This is a genomic window from Kribbella sp. NPDC048837, assembly GCF_055586945.1.
The window spans coordinates 1,189,618-1,209,328 of record NZ_JBVJHF010000001.1; the positions used below are offsets into that span (position 1 = coordinate 1,189,618).

A 19,711-nucleotide genomic window follows, 5' to 3' on the forward strand; every position below is an offset into this window, starting at 1 on the left:
CGTCAGGACGGGGTGTGGACGTATGGCGTGGTGGTCGTGACGGCGAGGAAGCCCAGGCGCTGGAGGATCGGGGAGCTGTCGTCGGAGGCGTCGACGTGGAGGTACTTGTAGCCGAGTTCGACGGCGCGAGCAGCTCGGACTGCTACCAGGGCTTTGTAGATGCCCTTGCCTCGCCACTCCTCGAGGGTCGATCCACCCCAGAGACCGGTGAACTCGGTGCCCTTCTTGTAGACGGCCCAGGCGGCGGAGACGACCTCGCCGTCGGCTTCGGCAGCGTAGACGTCGGTCAGGCCGGTGGCGTGGCGGCGGGCCAGGTCGTCGGCGAGCCAGGACCAGTCGTCGTTCCAGACGGTCGACTCCATCGCCGCGATGCGCTCGAAGTCTGCGCGGTCGGTGACCAGGCGGATGGTGATGCCGTCGACCGACTCGCGGCCGCGGAGGCGCTCGACGATGTCGGCGCTCTCGGCGACCAGAACGGTCTCCTGCTCCTCCGGCTCGAACCCCGCCGCGCGGAGCCGGTCCGGCAGGTCGGCCGGCTTGTCGTGACCGCGCAGCTTCCACTCGACGGACCGGCCCTTCGCCGCGAAGAAGTCCCGCTGCCGCGCGATCAACGCGTCGACCTCCTCGCTGTCGAGACCGTCGAGCGAGCGGTAGCTGACGAACCCGCGGTTCGGGTACTCGACCCGGATCACCGGCCCGTCCATGCTCGTCGGGACGTCCGCACTCTCACTCGTCCCCCGCAGCTGCTCGTCGTACACCGACAGCAGTTGCCCGATCCGCTTGTCCTTCGATGCATCAGTCACAGGAGGACTCTGACACGGCTACCCTCCGCAGACGCACCCGCCACCATCCGTGAACGGGCTTCACCGCGCCACGCTCCCGCTTCACCGCGCCACGCTCCCGCTTCCGCCCGCGCCCGGCCCGCTCACTCAGCCCATGCCTGTGCTCACGCTTGTCGTTGGCGAAGTGACTCAACGACACCATCAGATTCAGCGGTTCCATCAGTCCGTCCTCCAGTTCCTGTGCCTACAACCAGAGGTCGGAGCAACCGACGCGTTCTTGACATCGAGGGTTCAGCTGTCTTGTTCCGTGGCGAGGACCAGGCGGCGGAGGAGGGACTCCAGGCGGATGCGGTCGCGCGGGGGCAGGTGGTGGACCAGGTCCTGTTCGACGCGTTGGATCTCGCCGATGCCCCGCTCCCAGACCTCCTTGCCGGCTGGAGTGAGGGTCGCGACGACCTTGCGACGGTCGTCACGGTCGTGGGAGCGGTCCACGTAGCCTCGGCGCTCGAGCGCGTCCAGGCGGTTGGTGAGTGCGGCCGCGGACATCCCCAGCTGTTTGGCGAGCTCCCCCGGCGTCGCCCGGTACGGACGGCCGCCCCGGCGCAACATGTGCAGGGTTTTGAACTCCCACCACTGCAGGCCGTACTCCGCGAGCACCGCGTCGCGGTGCCGGTCCAGGTAGCGCGTCAGCACCTGCAGCCGGACCGTGATTCCTTCGACCCGCGGATCGAGGTCCGCCAGTTCTCCGGCCCAGAGGTCGACATGGGCATCCACCGAGTCCTTCACCCGTCTAACTTTTCAGCCACTGAAGGTTAGTTGTCAAATATTTCGATGTCGAAATACCGTGGTCGACATGACGAACATTGCAGCCACGGACGTCACCGCCGCCGCCCTCCAGTTGATGCGAGCCGGCCAGTGGACGACCGCTCTCAACCTGCTCCGCGCGTGCACCACGGATGACCCGGAGGAGGAACGCATGCTCGCCCTGGCCATCGCGGAGGTCGCCGTCGACCAGGACTTCGCTCAGCAGACCGACCACGGGACGGAAGCACTCGCCGCCGTCGCACAACTCGTCGACAACTCGTGGGACGTCGAGATGCTGAAACTCCGCAAGGACTACGCGACAGCGCTGTTCGGATCCAACGACCGAGCCGCCGAGCCGGGCGAACGGGCTGGCCGGTCGAGCGGCCGGGCTGCGGAGCTCGAGGAGCGGGCTCGGGTGTTGATTAAGGGAGCGCCTGATGATGGTCGGCGGGGTGCGGTCAGCTTCTACGCCGGTGTGATGGCCGACAACCTGCTCGGGAAGCCGGAGGAAGCGTTCGCCCACTACACAACGGCATTCGAGCTCGGCGAGAAGGCCGGGGACGATCTGCTGGTCTCGTTGGCGCTCAGGCACCTCGGCGATCACGCGCACACCGCCGGCGATCTCGTCCTCGCGCGCAAGCATTGGGAGCGGTCGACGGAGCTGCGACAGAAGGTCGGGCATCTGCTCGGTACCCTGGCCCAGCAGTCGTTGCTCGCCGTACTCCTCCGCGACGAAGGTGACGCGGCCGGTTCGCGAGCACTGGCGACCGAGGTCAACCGGTGGGCCGGTCAGGTCGACCTGAAGTTCATCGTCCGGGAGACGGCGGAGCTGATGAGCTGAGCGGGAGACCGAACGCGGCGGGCACCCCCGCGCTGAAGGCGACGTGATCCGGTGGGCGATCCGGCGCGACCAGGCCGACCGACCTCAGCAGGACGTCGGCGTCCAGACTCGTGACGTTCGCGGTGTGGAGGATCCACGGCGGGTGGTGGTTGGGGAGGTACCAGGTCCGGCCGAAGCGCTCGATGTGGAGACCCCAACGCGCGGTGAGGAAGTCTTCGAGCGGACCACGTTCGAGTCGTGGACCGACCTCGGCCGCGACGGTGGCGTGGGCCCGGACGCCTGCCCAGCGGAGGGTTGAGGTATAGGTGTGGAGGTTGCCGTCGCGCTCGTGAGTCATACGAGCCCAGCGGTACGGCAATCCGAAGGCGGTCCGGGCGGCGGCGACCACGGCCAGGCGGTTGGCGTCGAGGCTGAGGAAGACGACTCCGCGGCGGCCGGTGGCGTCAACGGAGTACAGCCGGATGTTCGTCTCCAGGAACGATCCGGCATACGGTACGGCGGGACCGTGCGGCAGCCCGGTGTCGACCATGCGGAAGGGCACGAGACCGACGTACGTGCGTCCCTCGAAGGTGTCCGGGCGGGTTCCCGGCGGGAAGAAGTGCGCGACGTCAGCCGGATCGACGGCCCAGTGCAGGAAAGTGAGGTCGAGCCAGCGCTGCCGCAGGATCCGCGGCCGCCTCAGCTCGGGCGCCGCCGGCCACGTAGCCAAGACTCACTCGACCGTCGGCCGAACCTCGCACGTGGGCCGCCCGTCGTTCAGGTCGCACACCAGGTATGGGGTGGCACCTGCCTCCGCGGGGCGCCACGGCATGACCGCCTCGCCGCTGAGTAGCGTGTCCAGGGTCTGGAGTGCCGGGTCGCGCTGCTCGGCGTGATGGCGGTAGCCGGCGGCACCCAGGGCCAGGGCGATCGCCATCCCGAGCAGGTTCACCTCGGTCGGCCCCTCCGGAACCACCGCCTCCGCAGTCGGCTCCAGCTTGATCCCGTGATCCGGGACCTCGACGATGCGTGCGACGTACCTGCCAGCGGTCATGCGACCGAGCGTATCCCCAGAGGTCAGCGGCTGTCCTGACTGCCGCGACGAACTCGCCGTGCCCGGAGGTCCTCGACCTTGTTGCCGAGGACCTCCGGGATTTCGCCGAGCTTCAGGACGAGAACGCCGCGTCGAAGGAGGCGGTGGGCGGATCGAAGGCGAGGGAGCGGACGAACTGGACGGCTTCGGCGGCGCCGACGAGGCGGTCCATGCCGGCGTCTTCCCATTCCACCGAGATCGGGCCGTCGTACCCGATCGTGTTCAGCATCCGGAAGCAGGCCTCCCACGGGACGTCGCCGTGGCCGGTGGACACGAAGTCCCAGCCGCGGCGCGGGTCGCCCCAGGCGAGGTGCGAACCCATCCGGCCGTTGCGGCCGTTGCCGACCTGGCGCTTCGCGTCCTTGCAGTCGACGTGGTAGATCCGGTCCTTGAAGTCCCACAGGAACCCGACCGGATCGAGGTCCTGCCAGACGAAGTGCGACGGATCCCAGTTCAGCCCGAACGCCGGGCGGTGACCGATCGCCTCCAGGGTCGCGGTCGTCGACCAGTAGTCGTACGCGATCTCCGACGGGTGCACCTCGTGCGCGAAGCGGACCCCGACCTCGTCGAACACGTCGAGGATCGGGTTCCACCGGTCGGCGAAGTCCTGGTACCCGGCCTCGATCATGGCCGGCGGCACCGGCGGGAACATCGCGACCGTCTTCCAGATCGACGAACCGGTGAAGCCGACGACCACGTCGACGCCGAGCGCGCGGGCCGCCCGGGCGGTCGTCTTCATCTCCTCGGCGGCCCGCTGCCGGACGCCCTCGGGGTCGCCGTTGCCCCAGATGTGCGCGGGCAGGATCGCCTGGTGCCGCTGGTCGATCGGGTCGTCGCAGACCGCCTGCCCGAGCAGGTGGTTCGAGATCGTCCACACCTTCAGGTTGTACTTCTCCAGGATGTCCTTGCGGTCGCGCACGTACGCCTCGTCCTCGGCAGCACGCCGGACGTCCAGATGGTCACCCCAGCAGGCGATCTCCAGCCCCTCGTACCCCCAGGACGAGGCCAGCCGGGCCACCTCCTCGAACGGCAGGTCGGCCCACTGGCCGGTGAACAACGTGATCGGTCGAGCCATGTCCTCTTCTCCTCCTCAGAACTTCTTCCAGTACGTCGTCCAGCCGGGGCGGGCTGTACAGGCGAGGTCCGGCCGGGCCGGACGTCAGGGTGTCCCTGGCGGCGCCCGGAGCGCGGGGCGCCGCCAGGGACGGCCGCCGTGGGAGATCCGCTGCCAGATGCCCCGAATGGGGCCGAACCAGCCGGGGCGGCGGCAGGTGTACGGGTGCGATCTCCCACGGCGACGTCATCAGGTCAGCCGTGACTTCAAGTCCTGGCCGACCGCGGTCAGCAGTGTCCGGGCCGGTACGTCGCGCACCGTGCGGGCCTGGGACAGGAACAGGTCGAGCGCAACCGTGGCCACCAGGCGCCGGGTGGCATGGGCCGCGATGCCGAGCTGCACCTTCATCACCGTCGCCGTTGCCAAGGGCACCGTCCCGGCCGCTCGATAACGGTCAACCAGCTTGATCGCCTCGGCGTACGACGCCACCACGGTGAACGGCACCGTGGTCACCGAGCGGTTGCCCGCGGCATCGGCCGCGGTGGCCGTCAGCGTGTGTGCGCCGAGACCGAGCACCGCGCCGTCTAGCTTCCCGGTCGTCGGCTGGCCGTCAACGGCCAGAGTGACGCCGGCTGGGCCGGACAGAGCATCCGCGGCCGTTGCGGCGACCGTAGCTACTGACGCCACCCCGAGCGAACCGCCACTGGTCAACCCGGTGACGGCTGCTGTGGGTGGTGTCTGATCGATCTTCACCGTCACCGAGGCCGGCTCCGAGACGTTGCCGGCGGTGTCGCCGGCGCGGACCGTCAGGGTGTGGGTTCCGTCGGCGGACACGGTGATCGGTGCGGTGTATTCGGACCAGTTGCCGTCGTTGAGCTTCTGTTCTAGGTAGAGCTGGCCGGGCTGGTTGTCGATCGCTTGTGCAGAGACTGTGACGGGAGAAGTCCACCAGCCCAGCAGGCCGGATGGGGTTGATGGGTTCAGGGCCAGGCTCACAGTCGGAGCTGTGGTGTCGCGGATCTGCCGGAAGTAGTCGAACTTCGCCGTCTTCGACGCTGTCTGGTCGACGCCGAACGCGTAGACGCCGAAGCTGGCTGCAGCCAGGGCCGTGTTGGTGACGGGTGGGAGTGCGGTCCAGGCCAGGCCGTCCGCGCTGTAGGAGCCGGTGAACGTCGAGCCGGACTTGGTGAGGCGGAGGTGCCAGACGCCCTGCGTTGGTGTGGGGGCGTTGGGTTGTGGTGACTGGACGACGTCACCGATCTCGCTGCGGAGCTCGATCCCCCGGGTGACGGTCGAGCCGGCGGCGTTGGTGGTGAGGTAGTCGAGTTTCACGTAGTTCGCGTCGTCGGCGTACACCATCAGGCCCGCTTGCTGGTAGGCCTCTGTGAAGGTCGAGCCGTCGACCTTCGTCTCGATCGTCCAGTCGCCGTCCGGGGCCGGTTGCAGCATCAGGTTGCGCGGGTTCGTCGCCGTACCGCCGTAGATGTCGCCCTTGCCGGTGTCGATCTCCAGCGAGTCACCCGTGACCCGGTACGCCGCCGGATCCGGCCGTACGACGTCCGTCCACCGGCACGCGTCCAGCGTCGTCCCGGTGAACTCGTCGTCCGGTGCCGGCTGCTCGGCGGTGTCGTCCGGCGTGATCGTGAAGTAGTCGAACGACGCCGTGATCGGCAGCGCCTCGGTCCGGTTGGTCAGCCCGAACATGCCGATCCGCGGATTCGTGATCCCGGCCAGCTGCTTCGTCTCCGGCATCTGGTGAACGTCGCACCATCCGCGCTGTACGCCGCCTTCAACGACGCACCGTCCGACGTGAACCGCACCCACACCGTGTCCGGGTACGCCGCACCGAGATTGGCGGTGTTCGACGCGGCGACCTCGTTGGGTACGCCGCCCTCCTCGCGGATGAACTGGAAGATCCGGTCCGCGGCCGAGGCCGTCGTGGACCGCCCCTGGAGAACCATCTTCGCGTAGTTGTCGTCGTCGCCGTACACGATCAGCCCGGCCTGCTGGTAGGCCAACCGGGCCGGCAGCGTGACCTTCGTCGTCGCCTGCCAGGGACCGGCCGGCAATGGCTGCAGCACGATGTTCGGCGTGCCGGTGTTCCCGGTGCCGTAGATGTCGGTCGCCGTCAGCGGGATCGACAGCTTGCCATCGGCAACCGCCAGCTCCTGGTTGCCCCGGACAACCGACGACCACCGGCCGGTGTCCAGCGCCGCACCGTCGAATCCGTCCGACCTCCCGGTCAGACAGGTCGGCAACGACGGCGAATCCACCGTGATGACGGCCTTCGCCGTCCCGGCCGCACCACGCGCGTCGGTCACGGTGACGGTGGCCGAGAACGTGCCGGCCGTCGTGTACGTGTGACTCACCGCCGCACCCGTCGCCACGGCACCGTCGCCGAAGCTCCAGGCATAGGACAACGGCAGATCACCCTCGGGGTCGGTCGCGGCCGCGGTGAAGTCGACCTTCAGCGGAGCCTTGCCCTGAGCAACGGAGGCCGTCACGGTCGCTGCCGGCCGCTGGTTCTCCGTCACGCCCTTCCCGACGAAGCGGACCCAGTTGACGTTGAGCTGCCCGGTCGTCTTCACGAAGTACAGCGGCCCGCTCGCCGGCGACGCACCGCTGACCACGCCGGTGAAGTCGCCGTAGGTCTGCCAGCCACCCGTCGGCGCTACCTGGATGGTGGCGACGATCGGGCCATCCGTCGGTGACCCTTGGCGAACCTGGACAGTAGCTCCCGCGTCGGGCGATGCGGCGCGCAACGAGATCTGGTCGATGTTGGTCAGGTTGGTCGGCTTCCAGCCCCACCAGTCGCCGTCCTCGATGAACCCGATGTTCTTCCCGCCGCCGGCCGTGTCACCGGTGTCCTCGACCTGGACGCCGCCGGTGGATCCAGGTCCGCCGGTCTCGTCGAAGTACTCCGCCTCCCGGGTCTTCGGCTGCAGCTGGACCACCTTCTGCGTGGTGATCTTGCCGGTCCCCGGCGCGCCCTTGTCGGTGTAGGTCACCGTGACGATGCCGAAGATGTTCGCACCGACATGCCCCTGGTCACCGGGCAGCGGGAACGTCCCCTCACATCCGTGGTACTGCTCGTACCCGTGCGCGTGCTCGTCGTGCCCGAGCGCGGGCTGCGTGATCACGTCGTCGCAGTCGACCACACCGTCCTCGGGATCGGTGACCGTCACCTTGTAGTGGATCGTGTCGCCGAAGTCGAAGAACCCACCGTCGACCGGGGCTTCCACGGTGATCGCCGGAGCCGTGTTCCCGGCCGTGATGGTCCGGTTCGAGACCGCCGTACGTCCGTCCGGATCGCTCACGGTCAGCCGTGCCGTGAAGACGCCGGCCGCGGCATAGGTGTACGACGGTTTCGCCTCGGTGCTGTCCGTCGTACCGTTGCCGTCGAAGTCCCACGCGAGCGTCACCGGCTGCCCGTCCGGATCACGCGACCCGGTCGAGTCGAAGGCCACCGTCAGTGGCACCGGCCCGGACGTCTTGTCCGTGGTGAACTGGGCGATCGGCGCCCGATTCCCTTGCACGTAGTCGATCCGGTAGATCCCGGAGTCGGCGTTGTTGCCGCCGAACCCGCTCCCCCACTCGATCACGTACAGGGCACCGTCCGGCCCGAACTGCAGCGCGTGCGGCCGGATGAAGTTCAGCTTCTGCAGCATCCGGGACACGTCGGCCACCCCGGTGCGGTCGTCCTTCAACTGCACCGAGAACAGCCGGCTGTCGTTCCAGTCGGCCCACACCGCCTTGCCGTCGAAGTACGCCGGCCACTTGCGATCCGACGTACTCGCGACGTCGTACTGGTAGGCGCCACTCGTCATCGGTGCGCCACTGCCACCGATCTCCGGCACGCCAGTGGTCGACTTCCCCATCCACAGGGTCGCCGGGATCGCCGCCGGCAACTGCGTGATGCCGGTGTTGTTCGGCGACTCGTTGACCGGCGCGTTGCAGTTGAACGTTGCACCCGACGTACCAGTCGCGAAGTCGTAGTCGTTGTACGGCGTGTTCGCGCCGACGCAGTACGGCCACCCGTAGAACCCGGGCTTGTCGAGGATGTCCCACTCGACCCGCCCGTCCGGCCCGCGCGTCGGCGAGACCGCACCCGCGTCCGGCCCGTAGTCCGCGACGAACAGGTGGTTCGTGGTCGGGTCGATCCCGATCCGGAACGGGTTGCGGAAGCCCATCGCGTAGATCTCCGGCCGCGTCTTCGCCGTACCGGGCGGGAACATGTTCCCGGCCGGGATCGTGTACGAGCCGTCGTCCGACGGGTGGATGCGCAGGACCTTGCCGTTCAGGTTGTTGCTGTTGGCGGCACTGCGCTGCGAGTCCCAGGCCGCCCGGCCGGCCCGCTCGTCGATCGGTGCGTAGCCGTCCGAGTCGAACGGATTGCTGTTGTCCCCGGTTGCGACGAAAAGGTTGCCGTTGCCATCGAACTCCAGGGCACCGCCGGCGTGGCAGCACTGATCCCGTTGCGTGTCGATCCGCAGCACCTGCTTCTCACTCGCCAGGTCAAGGGTGTCACCAGTCACCGTGAACCGTGAGACGCGATCGAAAGGCTCAGCACCGGCCGGGGAGTAGTAGAGATAGAGGTAGCCGTTGGTGGAGAACCCTGGATCCAAAGCGATGCCGAGCAGGCCGAACTCCTGGCCGGTGTAGACGTTCAATGTCCCGGCGGTCACCACCGAGCCGTCGGTCTTGACGATCTTCACCGCGCCGTTCCGGTCGATGTAGAAGACCCGGCCATCCTGAGCAATGGTCAGCTCCATCGGGTTCGAGGTGTCGTCGTCGAGCGTCACCTTCTGGTAGCTGTCGCTCAGCGACGCACCACAGTCCGCCGGCTCCACACCGGCCGCCGTCTTGATCCCACCGAGGAGCAGGTTCCGGAAGGCGGGTTCGGCGTACGACGAGATCGTGTGGCCCATGCCCGTGTACCAGGCCCGGCCGCCGTCGTAGTCCTGGCACCACGTGATCGGGTGCTCCGGCCCCATGTTGCCGCCCGCGTACGACGTCTCGTCGAGGGACGCGAGCACGTGGACCGTGCCGCGCGGGTTGGTGCGGTAGTTGTACCACTCGTCGGTCCGCGGCCAGCTCGTCGGCGCGTCGGCCGTCGACGGGTGCGCGTGGTCCTCCACCTTCACCGTCGCGTCCGGCGTACCGGCGGGGTGACTGTCGAAGTAGCTGCCGACGAGCTGGCCGTACCAGGGCCAGTCGTACTCGGTGTCGGACGCGGCGTGGATACCGGCGTACCCGCCACCGCCGCGGATGTACCGCTCGAAGGCGGCCTGCTGGTCGGCGTTCAGGACGTCGCCGGTCGTGGACAACCAGATGACGACCTCGTACTTCGCCAGTTCGGTGTCGTTGAACATCGATGCGTCCTCGGTCGCGGTGACCGTGAAGTCGTTCGCGGCGGCCAGCTCGGTGATGGCCTGGATCCCGGCCGGGATCGAGTCGTGCCGGAACCCGGCGGTCTTGCTGAAGATCAGGGCGTTGAACGTCTCGTCACCGTGCCCGGGATGGGCCCGGGCCGGCAACGGCGTCAGCAGCGCCGCGAACAGGGCGAGCACGAGAGCGCACACCAATGCGCCGTGCCTTCGTAGCTGGATCATGCGGAGCTCCTCATGGGTCGGACAAGGGCGCGCGCTCCATCACTACAAATCCCGTGCTCTGCCCTGCGCGGGAGTACAACAACCGGATCAGCGGACGCCGAGCAGGTGCTCCATCGCCAGCTGGTCCAGCCTTTCGAACCCGAGACCGCGCTCGGCCAGCGCTTCCCGGTCGTACTTCTCGTTGCGGAGGTCTGCCAGCGACTCACCCTCGGCCAGGGTGGGCTCCGACAGTTCCGCGACGCGGGCGGCGGCCAGCGCCTCCGCGACCTCGGGGTCGGCACGGAACGCCTGCACCTTGTCGCGCAGGATCAGGTAGTTCCGCATACAGCCCCGCGCGGTCTCCCAGACACCGTCTTCGTCCTCGGTCCGCGGCGGCTTGTAGTCGAAGTGGACGTACCCGTCGTAGGCCGGGTGACTTCCGGCGCCTTGGAGGACGTCGACCGTCCAGAAGGCCTCCCGCAGGTTCCCGGCACCGAACCGCAGGTCCTGGTCGAACCGCGGACCGTGCTGCCCGTTGAGGTCGATGTGGTACAGCTTCCCGTGCCACAGCGCCTGCGCGATGCCGTGCGCGTAGTTCAGCGACGCCATCTGCTCGTGGCCGACCTCGGGGTTGATGCCGACCAGTTCCGGATCCGCCAGATCGTTGATGAAGGCAATCGCGTGCCCGATCGACGGCAGCAGGATGTCACCGCGCGGCTCGTTCGGCTTCGGCTCGATCGCGAAGCGGATGTTGTAACCCTGCTCCCGCACGTAGGCGCAGAGCAGGTCCATCGACTCCTTGTACCGGTCGAGCGCGGCCCGGACGTCCTTGGAACCACCGGACTCGGCACCCTCACGCCCGCCCCAGAGCACGTACGTCGTCGCGCCCAGCTCGGCCGCGAGATCGACGTTGCGGAGCACCTTCGCCAGGGCGTACCGCCGGACCTGGCGGTCGTTCGCGGTCAGGCCACCGTCCTTGAAGACCGGGTGGCTGAACAGGTTCGTGGTCATCATCTCGACGCCCAGACCGGTGTCGGCCAGGGCCTTCGTGAAGCGCTCGAGCACCTGACCGCGGGTGGCGTCGTCCGGTACGACGTCGTCGTCGTGGAACGTGACCGCCGCGGCGCCCAGTTCCGCGAGCTTCTCGACGGCGTGGACCGGGTCCATCGCCGGGCGGACCGCCGTACCGAAGACGTCGACGCCTTGCCAGCCGACGGTCCACAGACCGAAGGAGAACTTGTCGTCCTTGGTCGGGGTAAAGCTGTTCATGCGGGAATCTCCTGCCATTGTCGTGACGTCGAACTGGTCTCGACCGCGGCCAGCACACGCTGGACCTGCAGCCCGTCGGCGAACGACGGTGCGGGATCGGCTCCTTCGGCGATCGCGGTGACCAGGTCGACGACCTGATGGGTGAACCCGTGCTCGTAACCGAGCAGGTGGCCGGGCGGCCACCACGCCTCGACGTACGGGTGGGCGGACTCGGTGGCGAGGATCCGCCGGAAGCCGGCGGTACGCGCGTCCTCGGTCGCGTCGTAGAAGTGCAGGAGGTTCATGTCCTCGAAGTCGAAGGCCAGGCTGCCCAGGCTGCCGTTGATCTCGATCCGGATCGCGTTCTTGCGGCCGGTCGCGAACCGGGTCGCCTCGAAGACGCCGAGCGCGCCGGACCGGAACGTGGCCAGGAAGACCGCGGCGTCGTCGACCGTGACCGGGCCGCGTTCGGTGCCCGCCGTACCGGCCAGACCGGAGTGCTCGGCGGCGACCGGGCGCTCCTTCACGAACGTCTCGAGCCGGGCGCTCACCTCACCGATCGTGTCGCCGGTGATGTACTGCGTCAGGTCGACGATGTGGGCGCCGATGTCACCGAGCGCGCCGGAGCCGGCCTTCTCCTTGTCCAGCCGCCACGACAGCGGCGCCTCCGGGTCGGCGATCCAGTCCTGGAGGTACTGCGCCCGGACGTGCCGGATGGTGCCGAGCTTGCCCTCGGCGACGAGCTGGCGGGCCAGCCCGATCGCCGGGACCCGCCGGTAGGTGAACCCGACCATCGACCTGATCCCCTTGGCCCGGGCCGCCTCGGCGGCCGCGGTCATCGCCTCGGCCTCCTCGACGGTGTTGGCCAGCGGCTTCTCGCACAGCACGTGCTTGCCGGCCTCCAGGGCTGCGATCGCGATCTCGGCGTGGCTGTCGCCCGGCGTGCACACGTCGACCAGCTGGACGTCGTCGCGAGCGATCAGCTTGCGCCAGTCGGTCTCGGTGTCCTTCCAGCCGAGCTTCGTCGCGGCCGCCCGAACAGCCTCGGCGTTGCGGCCACCCAGCACGTTCAGCTGCGGGTCCAGTGGCAGGTCGAAGAAGCGCGGTGCGCTCCGCCAGGCCTGCGAGTGGGCCGCGCCCATGAACGCGTAGCCGATCAGGCCGATGCCCAGGTTCGTCATGACTCTCCTTCGTCAGCTTTCGAATGCGGTGGGCAGGTACTGGTCCACGTTGTCCTTGGTGACCACCGGTGCGTAGAGCTGGACCGTGCGCGGCACCTCGACCTCCACCAGGTCGCCGAGGGCCTTCTTCTGCACCAGCAGCCGGGCCAGCCGGACCCCGTCCGCACCCTGCGTGGACGGGTAGATGACGGTGGCCTTCAGCAACGAGTTGCCGGACTTGATGTCCCGCATCACGTTCGCCGAGCCGGCCCCGCCGACCACGAAGAACTCCTTGCGGCCGGAGTTCTTGATCGCGGCCATCACGCCGACGCCCTGGTCGTCGTCGTGGTTCCAGATCGCGTCGATCTTCGGCGCCGCCTGCAGCAGGTTGGCCGCGGCCTTCTCACCGGACTCGACGGTGAACTCGGCGGCGACCCGGTTGCTCACCTTCAGCCCGCAGTCGGCCAGCGCCTCCTTGAAGCCGCGGCTGCGGTCCTGGGTCAGCGGCAGCGAGTCGATGCCGGCGATCTCCGCGACCACGGCGTCCTTCTTGTCCTTCAGCTGCTGGCAGATGTACGTGCCGGCCGACACACCCATGCCGTGGTTGTCGCCGAGTACCGTCGTCCGGGCCGCGAACGAGCTGTCGAACTCACGGTCCACGTTGACCACCGTGATCCCGGCCTCCATCGCCTTGATCGCCACCGGGGTGAGCGCCGCGCCGTCGAACGGCAGCAGCACGATCGCGTCCACCTTCTGGTTGATGAACGTCTCCACCTGGCTGATCTGCAGGTTCACGTCGTTGGTGCCCTCGGCGACGAGCAGCTCGACGTCGGAGTACTTCTTCGCCTCCGCCTGGGTCGCCTTGGTGATGGAACCCATCCAGCCGTGGTCGGCGGCCGGCGCGGAGAAGCCGATCCGGACCTTCTTGCCGGGTTCGTCGTTCTTGCCGGCGGCAACCGCCTGAGTCGCGGTTCCGTCGCTCTCCTCGGCCTTCGGGGTGTTACTGGTACAGGCGGCGAGCGCGAGCACGCCGAGACCAGCGATCGCTACGCTGATCATGGATCGGGCGGGACGTACGGACATCGTTGTCCTCCTTGTCATGAGCTGGTGGTGCGGGCGGCCAGACGCTGCTGGAGAAGGACGGCGATCACGATGATCAGGCCCTTGGCCACCGACTGAGCGGAGATGCTCAGGTTGTTCAGGGTGAACACGTTGTTCAGCGTGGTGAAGATCAGGACGCCGAACACCGTGCCGACGATCGTGCCCCGGCCACCGGACAGCAGCGTGCCGCCGATCACCACCGCCGCGATCGCGTCCAGTTCGTACAGCTGACCATGGGTCGAGCTGCCGGTCGTCGTGCGGGCCATCAGCATCACCGCGGCGATGCCGCAGCACAGCCCGCCCAGCACGTAGAGGGCGACGGTGTGCCGCTGCACCTTGATGCCGGCCAGCCGGGCCGCCTCGGCGTTGCCGCCGACGGCGAAGGTCCGGCGGCCGAAGGTGGTCCGGTTCAGCAGCACCCAGCCGGCCGCGGCGACCAGCAGGAAGATCCAGACCAGGACCGGTACGCCGAGCAGCGTGCCGCCGAAGAAGTCGACGAACGAGTTGACCGTGATGATCTGCGTCTTCCGGTCGGAGATGATCTCCGCCAGACCGCGGGCGGCCGCCAGCATCGCCAGGGTCGCGATGAATGGCACCACCTTGCCGTAGGCAACCAGTAGTCCGTTGACCAGGCCACACGCGGCGCCTACCAGGAGCGCCGTGCTGACCATGAAGATCCAGTGGAAATCGGCGGCCAGCTGCTGCGTGGCCAGCGTGGTCGCCCAGACCGACGACAGCGCCACCATCGCGCCGACCGACAGGTCGATGCCGCCGCCGGTGATGACGAACGTCATCCCGACGCTGACCACGCCGATCACCGCGGCCAGCCGCAGGATCGTCAGGATGTTGGCGCCGGTTGCGAACGTGTCTCCCGCGGTGATCACACCGACGATGCACAACAGCACCAGGGCGACCACCAGGCCGAGGTTGCGTCCGGCCCCGGTTCTGAGCAGGTTGCTGGAGCGTTGCGCCGCCGGCTGAGTGACCGTTGCCTGCGTCGAGGCGGTCTCCGAAGGTGCGATGTCCTCACTCATCACACGGCACTTCCTTCCATCACCAGGTCGAGGACCTGGTGTTCGTCGATGTCTTGCGCGGGCCCGGTGTGGACGGCACGCCCCTCCCGCAGGACGACGACCCGGTCGGCCAGACCGAGCACTTCCTCGACCTCGCTGGACACCAGCACGATCGCGACCCCGTTCGCGGCGAGCTTGCGGATCAAGGCGTAGATCTCCGACCGTGCGCCGACGTCGACACCCCGGGTCGGTTCGTCGAGCAGCAGCACGCGACAGTCCCGCAGCAGCCAGCGAGCCAGCACGACCTTCTGCTGGTTGCCGCCGGACAGGTTGCGCACCGGGTGGTCCACACCGGCCGGGCGGACATCCAGGGCTCTGGTGAGCTCCGCGGCGGCCTCCCGCTCAGCTCCTCGGTTCAGGAATCCGGCACGGGCGAACCGCTGCAGCGTGGAGGCCGTGATGTTCTTGTACACGGCCTCGTCCAGCAGCAGCGCCTGACTCTTCCGCTCCTCCGGCGCCAGCCCGACCCCGGCCTTCACGGCAGCCTGGACCCGGCCCGGCCGCAGCTCCACCCCGTCGACCTTGACCGATCCGCTCGCCGCCCGGCGAGCGCCGTACACGGTCTCGAGTACTTCGGAACGCCCGGAGCCGACGAGTCCGGCCAGGCCGACGATCTCTCCGGCGCGGACGGTGAACCCGATCCCGGCGAACTCCCCCGGTCGGGTCAGGTCGTCCACCTCCAGTACGACGGACGCCGTACTGAGGATCTCCTGGCGGGGCGGGAAGACGTACTCGATCGAGCGGCCGGTCATCAGCCGGATGAGTTCCTTGGTGGGTGTCTCGCGGGCGTCGAGACCGGTGGCGACGGTCGCGCCGTCCTTCAGCACGGTGACGCGGTCACCGATCTGGCGGATCTCCTCGAGCCGGTGGGAGATGTAGACCACGGCGACGCCGCGCTCGGTCAGGCCGCGGATCACCCGGAACAGGTTCCCGACCTCTTCGGGATCGAGCACCGCGGACGGCTCGTCCATCACGATCAGGTGCGCGTCCCGCGAGAGCGCCCGGGCCATGCTGACCACCTGCTGCCCGGCGGCCGGCAGCGAACCGACCGACCGATGGACCGGGATCTCGCCGTGCCCGAGGCCGTGCAGGATCTCGCGGGCCCGGGCCGTCGCCTCGTGCCGGCGGCTGAAGCCGTAGCGGGACGGTTCGTGGCCCAGAAAGATGTTCTCGGCAACGGTCAGGTCGGGGACCAGGTCGAGCTCCTGGTAGATCGCCGCGATCCCGCGGTCGATCGCCGCGGTCGGGCTGTTGAGCTGGACCTCTTCGCCGTTGATGTGGATCGTGCCGGCGTCCGGCTGGTGCGCGCCGGTCAGGACGCGGATCAGCGTCGACTTGCCGGCGCCGTTCTGCCCGAGCAGGCAGTGCACCTCGCCGGCCCGGACGTCGAGGTCGACGCCGTCGAGCGCGCGGACGCCGGGGAACTCCTTGACGATGCCGGTCATCGTGAGCAGCTCGCTCATTGGGCGACCTCCGGCTCGGCCCGGCCGATCACGGTCGGGTCGACGAAGACCTGGTCGAGCGAGATCTGCGCGCCGCCGCGGACCGCCGCGGCGAAGCCGAGATCGGACCGCACCACCCGGCAGCCGCCGCCGTCGGGCGCGATCACGCGGTCCCGGATCGCCTTCTCCAGTGGTTCTTTCAGCCATGGCCCGAGCACGGCGAAGTAGCCGCCGAGCACGAGCACGTCCGGGTTCAGGATGTTCACCAGGATCGCTCCCCCAATCCCCAGCCAGGTACCGACGTCCTTCAGCGCGGACAGCGTCCGCGCGTCCCCCGCCTCGGCCCGCCGGGTGATCCCGGCCAGCCGTTGCTCCACGTCCAGGGACGGATCCCGGACCGGATCGTCCCTGTCCGTTGCCTTGTGCAACAGTGCGGTCAGTCCGACGACGGTCTCCCAGCAGCCGGTCCGGCCGCAGCCGCAGGTCCGCCCGGGTGGCGCCACCGGCATGTGCCCGACCTCGCCGCTGTACCCGTGCCCGCCGCGGAGCAGATGCCCGCCGGTCACCATCCCGCCACCGACACCGACCGCACCGGTCAGCAGCACGAGATCCTGCACCTGATCCGACTGGCGGATCTCCGAGTACGCCGCCAGCGCCGCGAGATTCGCCTCGTTGTCGACATGCAGCGGGTACGACGGTTCGCCGAGCCGCGCCCGCATCTCCCGGGTCACCGAGACCTCGCCCCAGCCCAGGTTCGGCGCCAGCTTGAGCTCACCGGTGTCGCCTTCGACCAGACCCGGTACGGCGAGGGTCACGCCGGCGAGCTGTCCGCCACGCGCGTCCACGGCCGCCACGGCCTCCCGGACCAGGTCCGCCAACCGGTCGAGCGTCGTACTCGGGTCGAGGTGGGCGACGTCGACCGGGACACGCTTCTCGAGCACGATGTCGCCGGCCAGGTCGAGGGCGGCGACCGCAAGGTAGTCGACGTTGATCTCGGCGCCGACACCGCAGACACCGGAGCCGTCGAGCTCGACGAGCTGGCCGGGTCGCCCAAGGGCGCGGGTGGAGTCGGCGGGCCCTTCGCGGAGCAGACCGCGCTCGACCAGCTCGGCGACCAGGCTGCTGACGGTGGCCTTGTTCAGGCCGGTGTCGGCGGCGATCCGGGCGCGGGACCGCGGGCCGAGGTCGCGGACGTGCCGCAGGACCACCGAGAGGTTGTTGCGGCGGAGCGAGACGTGATCGGCGGCGACACCCCGATTGCCCGGGCGGCGCCCGTCGCTCAACGTCATCCGGCACCCCTTCCAGACTTTGTCTGTTGAACCAACAAACTAAGTTTCCGCGCAAGGGGCGTCAAGAGTTTGCGACGATCACTTTCTTGCAAGAGTCTGTCCAAGATTTCCTTGGACCCCAGGAGTACTGGGTTGAGCCGCCGTCTCCCGACCAACACGGCGATCGTGAGCCGGCTCGGGGATCCGCGCGCCCGACGAGGACGGTACGGCGTGCTCCTCGGACTACTACCCGCGAACGCGGACGACCAGTTGACGTCCTGCCGGATTTCCTAGAACAGCTCCATGCTGTCGGAGGCCGCGGTGATGACTGGGTTGTCCAGGTAGAGACGGCACGCGATCGCGTGGCCGGCGCAGGTGAGGAGTGCTGGGCCGGCCGCGTCGACCACGCGGTACGCGACCGGGTGCTCGCAGCGCTCGACGGCGCCCTCGTTCCCACGCTCGCAGCCGAGGACGTGGCAGGTGACGGTCTCACCGACGTTCATGAGCGTGAGGCCGTGCTCGGGGCACACGCCCCAGCCGACACCGCAGGCCTGGCCTTCGTTCGCGGCCAGGCGGATCAGCTTGCCGGCCGTGACCTCCAGCTCGTTCGCGATCGTCCGGAACGTGCTCGCGGCCTGGTCGAGGTCGCGACGGAACCGCCGCAGCTCTACGGTCTCGGGCATGCCGCGGGTGGCCGCCTGCAGGTTCTCGGACAGGGCCATCGCGGCGACGGCGATCTCGTCGACCCGGACGGGCGTGTTGAACTCGCCGAGCGTCGTACCGTTCGGAACCCGCGGGCGATCGCGGACCTCCTTGGTCCAGTCGCTGCGCGGAGGAGTGCTCTTCTGGCCCGGGGTCGGCTCCAGCGGGATCTCGGCGACCGGCCGATCGGCCTGCCAGCCGGCGTCCGGACGCGGGCCCGTCTCGGCCTGGTCGTCCGCCGGAACTTGTCCGAGGTGAGCTTCCGGTTGCGGACCGTGACCGTTCGTCCCGTTCGCCGCCGCGGCCCCGTTCACCGGGGCCCGGCTGTCCTGCGCTGTCCGCCCGTTCATACAGCCTCACTCGTCAAGTGCCTGGCCAATGCCATGCGCGCCCCCTGATGTGCCTCCGGTGGCCGATCGTGCCACGTCCGCGGCGCCTGAGACCAGAGCAAATCACCGCGCGTCACCCACCGCTGCCCCTCCCTTGCACACTGCAACGATCCTCCCCAGGTAACCGGACATTTCCCCACGCAGCGTCCACTGAATCACACGCTGTGCATTCCTCAACGCCGGTTTAACATTTCCGCACGCAGCGTCACCGGTCACGGTCAGTCCGTAGTATTCAGGCGTTCTTTCAGGAACTCGACAGTTCGGATGCGGGCCGCGAACGCCGAGTTCGGCGGCTGCTCGCGAACCTCGGCCGTAAGCACGGAGTGAGCGGACCGGCCGTAGCCGTCGGCGTTGCCCGGCGAGGAGTCGAGCTCGATCACCTCCAGCGCGTCACCGAGCTGCGCGCGCAACGTGGCGAACCGCTCGGCCGGCGCCATCCGGTCCCCGCTGAAGCGCAGGCCCAGCAGGCACAGGCCGTCCGTCCGCGTCCGCTCCTTGACGACCTCGAGCTCGGCCTCGGACAGACCCGGGTCGCGGCGTAGTCGCGGTGTCACCGCGAACGGTGTCGACGGCTGGCTCAGCACCGGCGCCGTGACCACGTCCTCGACCGCGGTGGCCAGCGCGAACCCACCGGTGAAGCACATCCCGATCACACCGACCCCGCGTCCCGGCGTACGCGCGGCCAGATCGGTGGCGACGGCCCGCAGGTACCGCGTGATCGGGCGCTCGGCGTTCGCCGCGAAGCAGCGGAACTCCTTGGTCACGCACAGCCGCGCGACGATGCCCAGCATGTAGCCGGTGGTCTCGGGGCGTCCCGGCGTACCGAAAGGGGACGGGATGACGACAGTGAACCCTTCGCCGACGAGGTGCTCGCCGAAACCGAGCACCTCCGGCGTCAGGCCGGGGATCTCGGGGATCAGCACGACGCCAGGCCCCTCGCCCTGCTCGAAGCAGTCGTAGGTCAGGCCTGCGCCGGTGAACGGCGTCCGCCGCCAGCCGCTCAGGTCCGAGGTCATGACGCCACCTTAGGGTGCACGGCCGATGACAACCTGTTCGTTCGGACAATCTCCTTCGGTCGCGTGTCCGGGGCATCCGGGGAGACGTTGCCGAATTGCAGCTTCTGGCACCTGATCCGGCAACCTAACTGGACCAGACCTCTGACATACTCCGCTCGACTATCACTT

The 19,711-nt window shown here is 68.7% G+C and carries 16 protein-coding genes; 1 reads left to right on the forward strand and 15 read right to left on the reverse strand.

Annotation, left to right across the window (positions count from 1 at the left end):
• Positions 1-2 precede the first annotated feature (2 nt).
• Together ACZ6O0_RS05470 and ACZ6O0_RS05475 are read right to left on the reverse strand one after the other, a co-directional pair.
• Entirely contained in the window at positions 3-803 is an 801-nt protein-coding gene (locus tag ACZ6O0_RS05470; protein ID WP_465763597.1) for a GNAT family N-acetyltransferase, read from the reverse strand.
• A 270-nt stretch (positions 804-1,073) separates the two neighbouring features.
• On the reverse strand, positions 1,074-1,568 hold the full coding sequence (locus ACZ6O0_RS05475; RefSeq protein WP_465763598.1) for a MarR family winged helix-turn-helix transcriptional regulator: 495 nt from the start codon (positions 1,566-1,568) through the stop codon (positions 1,074-1,076).
• 67 nt (positions 1,569-1,635) lie between these two features.
• Here ACZ6O0_RS05475 and ACZ6O0_RS05480 point away from each other — a divergent pair, with 67 nt between their 5' ends.
• Positions 1,636-2,427, forward strand: coding sequence for a tetratricopeptide repeat protein (locus ACZ6O0_RS05480; protein WP_465763599.1), 792 nt, complete (start codon positions 1,636-1,638; stop codon positions 2,425-2,427).
• Here the strand turns inward: ACZ6O0_RS05480 and ACZ6O0_RS05485 are convergent.
• The 13 genes from ACZ6O0_RS05485 to ACZ6O0_RS05545 all read right to left on the reverse strand — a co-directional run bounded on the left by ACZ6O0_RS05485 (position 2,393) and on the right by ACZ6O0_RS05545 (position 19,543).
• Positions 2,393-3,136, reverse strand: coding sequence for a YqjF family protein (locus ACZ6O0_RS05485; protein WP_465763600.1), 744 nt, complete (start codon positions 3,134-3,136; stop codon positions 2,393-2,395). The genes ACZ6O0_RS05480 and ACZ6O0_RS05485 overlap by 35 nt on opposite strands.
• A gap of 3 nt (positions 3,137-3,139) precedes the next feature.
• A complete protein-coding gene (locus ACZ6O0_RS05490; RefSeq protein ID WP_465763601.1) occupies positions 3,140-3,460 on the reverse strand; it encodes a hypothetical protein in 321 nt (106 codons plus the stop codon).
• Positions 3,461-3,572: 112 nt separating this feature from the next.
• Entirely contained in the window at positions 3,573-4,574 is a 1,002-nt protein-coding gene (locus tag ACZ6O0_RS05495; RefSeq protein WP_465763602.1) for a sugar phosphate isomerase/epimerase family protein, read from the reverse strand.
• A 228-nt stretch (positions 4,575-4,802) separates the two neighbouring features.
• Positions 4,803-6,305, reverse strand: a complete 1,503-nt coding sequence (locus ACZ6O0_RS05500; protein ID WP_465763603.1) for an OmpL47-type beta-barrel domain-containing protein — start codon at positions 6,303-6,305, stop codon at positions 4,803-4,805.
• A complete protein-coding gene (locus ACZ6O0_RS05505) occupies positions 6,245-10,165 on the reverse strand; it encodes a ThuA domain-containing protein (RefSeq protein ID WP_465763604.1) in 3,921 nt (1,306 codons plus the stop codon). The genes ACZ6O0_RS05500 and ACZ6O0_RS05505 overlap by 61 nt, the downstream gene beginning before the upstream one ends.
• Before the next feature lie 87 nt (positions 10,166-10,252).
• Complete coding sequence (xylA, locus tag ACZ6O0_RS05510; RefSeq protein WP_465763605.1) at positions 10,253-11,413, reverse strand: xylose isomerase; 1,161 nt, start codon at positions 11,411-11,413, stop codon at positions 10,253-10,255.
• Complete coding sequence (locus ACZ6O0_RS05515; protein ID WP_465763606.1) at positions 11,410-12,573, reverse strand: Gfo/Idh/MocA family protein; 1,164 nt, start codon at positions 12,571-12,573, stop codon at positions 11,410-11,412. The genes xylA and ACZ6O0_RS05515 overlap by 4 nt, the downstream gene beginning before the upstream one ends.
• Before the next feature lie 12 nt (positions 12,574-12,585).
• The gene (locus ACZ6O0_RS05520) at positions 12,586-13,635 is read right to left on the reverse strand and encodes a substrate-binding domain-containing protein (protein ID WP_465763607.1); all 1,050 of its coding nucleotides are present in this window, start codon (positions 13,633-13,635) and stop codon (positions 12,586-12,588) included.
• A gap of 14 nt (positions 13,636-13,649) precedes the next feature.
• Complete coding sequence (locus ACZ6O0_RS05525) at positions 13,650-14,687, reverse strand: ABC transporter permease (RefSeq protein ID WP_465763608.1); 1,038 nt, start codon at positions 14,685-14,687, stop codon at positions 13,650-13,652.
• On the reverse strand, positions 14,687-16,189 hold the full coding sequence (locus ACZ6O0_RS05530) for a sugar ABC transporter ATP-binding protein (protein ID WP_465763609.1): 1,503 nt from the start codon (positions 16,187-16,189) through the stop codon (positions 14,687-14,689). Before ACZ6O0_RS05530 ends, ACZ6O0_RS05525 begins: the two co-directional genes overlap by 1 nt.
• The gene (locus ACZ6O0_RS05535) at positions 16,186-17,457 is read right to left on the reverse strand and encodes an ROK family transcriptional regulator (RefSeq protein WP_465763610.1); all 1,272 of its coding nucleotides are present in this window, start codon (positions 17,455-17,457) and stop codon (positions 16,186-16,188) included. The genes ACZ6O0_RS05530 and ACZ6O0_RS05535 overlap by 4 nt, the downstream gene beginning before the upstream one ends.
• Positions 17,458-17,726: 269 nt before the next feature.
• The gene (locus tag ACZ6O0_RS05540) at positions 17,727-18,488 is read right to left on the reverse strand and encodes a hypothetical protein (RefSeq protein ID WP_465763611.1); all 762 of its coding nucleotides are present in this window, start codon (positions 18,486-18,488) and stop codon (positions 17,727-17,729) included.
• A 257-nt stretch (positions 18,489-18,745) separates the two neighbouring features.
• Positions 18,746-19,543: a dienelactone hydrolase family protein gene (locus tag ACZ6O0_RS05545; RefSeq protein WP_465763612.1), complete on the reverse strand. Its 798-nt coding sequence runs from the start codon at positions 19,541-19,543 to the stop codon at positions 18,746-18,748.
• Between the last annotated feature and the right edge of the window lie 168 nt (positions 19,544-19,711).

What these genes read in the sequence shown, in the direction of transcription:
- ACZ6O0_RS05480 (WP_465763599.1), top strand. Translation starts at nt 1,636, where the DNA reads ATGACGAACATTGCAGCCACGGACGTCACCGCCGCCGCCCTCCAGTTG.
- ACZ6O0_RS05490 (WP_465763601.1), bottom strand. Translation starts at nt 3,460, where the DNA reads ATGACCGCTGGCAGGTACGTCGCACGCATCGTCGAGGTCCCGGATCAC.
- ACZ6O0_RS05495 (WP_465763602.1), bottom strand. Translation starts at nt 4,574, where the DNA reads ATGGCTCGACCGATCACGTTGTTCACCGGCCAGTGGGCCGACCTGCCG.
- ACZ6O0_RS05500 (WP_465763603.1), bottom strand. Translation starts at nt 6,305, where the DNA reads ATGCCGGAGACGAAGCAGCTGGCCGGGATCACGAATCCGCGGATCGGC.
- ACZ6O0_RS05505 (WP_465763604.1), bottom strand. Translation starts at nt 10,165, where the DNA reads ATGATCCAGCTACGAAGGCACGGCGCATTGGTGTGCGCTCTCGTGCTC.
- xylA (WP_465763605.1), bottom strand. Translation starts at nt 11,413, where the DNA reads ATGAACAGCTTTACCCCGACCAAGGACGACAAGTTCTCCTTCGGTCTG.
- ACZ6O0_RS05515 (WP_465763606.1), bottom strand. Translation starts at nt 12,573, where the DNA reads ATGACGAACCTGGGCATCGGCCTGATCGGCTACGCGTTCATGGGCGCG.
- ACZ6O0_RS05520 (WP_465763607.1), bottom strand. Translation starts at nt 13,635, where the DNA reads ATGTCCGTACGTCCCGCCCGATCCATGATCAGCGTAGCGATCGCTGGT.
- ACZ6O0_RS05525 (WP_465763608.1), bottom strand. Translation starts at nt 14,687, where the DNA reads ATGAGTGAGGACATCGCACCTTCGGAGACCGCCTCGACGCAGGCAACG.
- ACZ6O0_RS05530 (WP_465763609.1), bottom strand. Translation starts at nt 16,189, where the DNA reads ATGAGCGAGCTGCTCACGATGACCGGCATCGTCAAGGAGTTCCCCGGC.
- ACZ6O0_RS05535 (WP_465763610.1), bottom strand. Translation starts at nt 17,457, where the DNA reads ATGACGTTGAGCGACGGGCGCCGCCCGGGCAATCGGGGTGTCGCCGCC.
- ACZ6O0_RS05540 (WP_465763611.1), bottom strand. Translation starts at nt 18,488, where the DNA reads ATGAACGGGCGGACAGCGCAGGACAGCCGGGCCCCGGTGAACGGGGCC.
- ACZ6O0_RS05545 (WP_465763612.1), bottom strand. Translation starts at nt 19,543, where the DNA reads ATGACCTCGGACCTGAGCGGCTGGCGGCGGACGCCGTTCACCGGCGCA.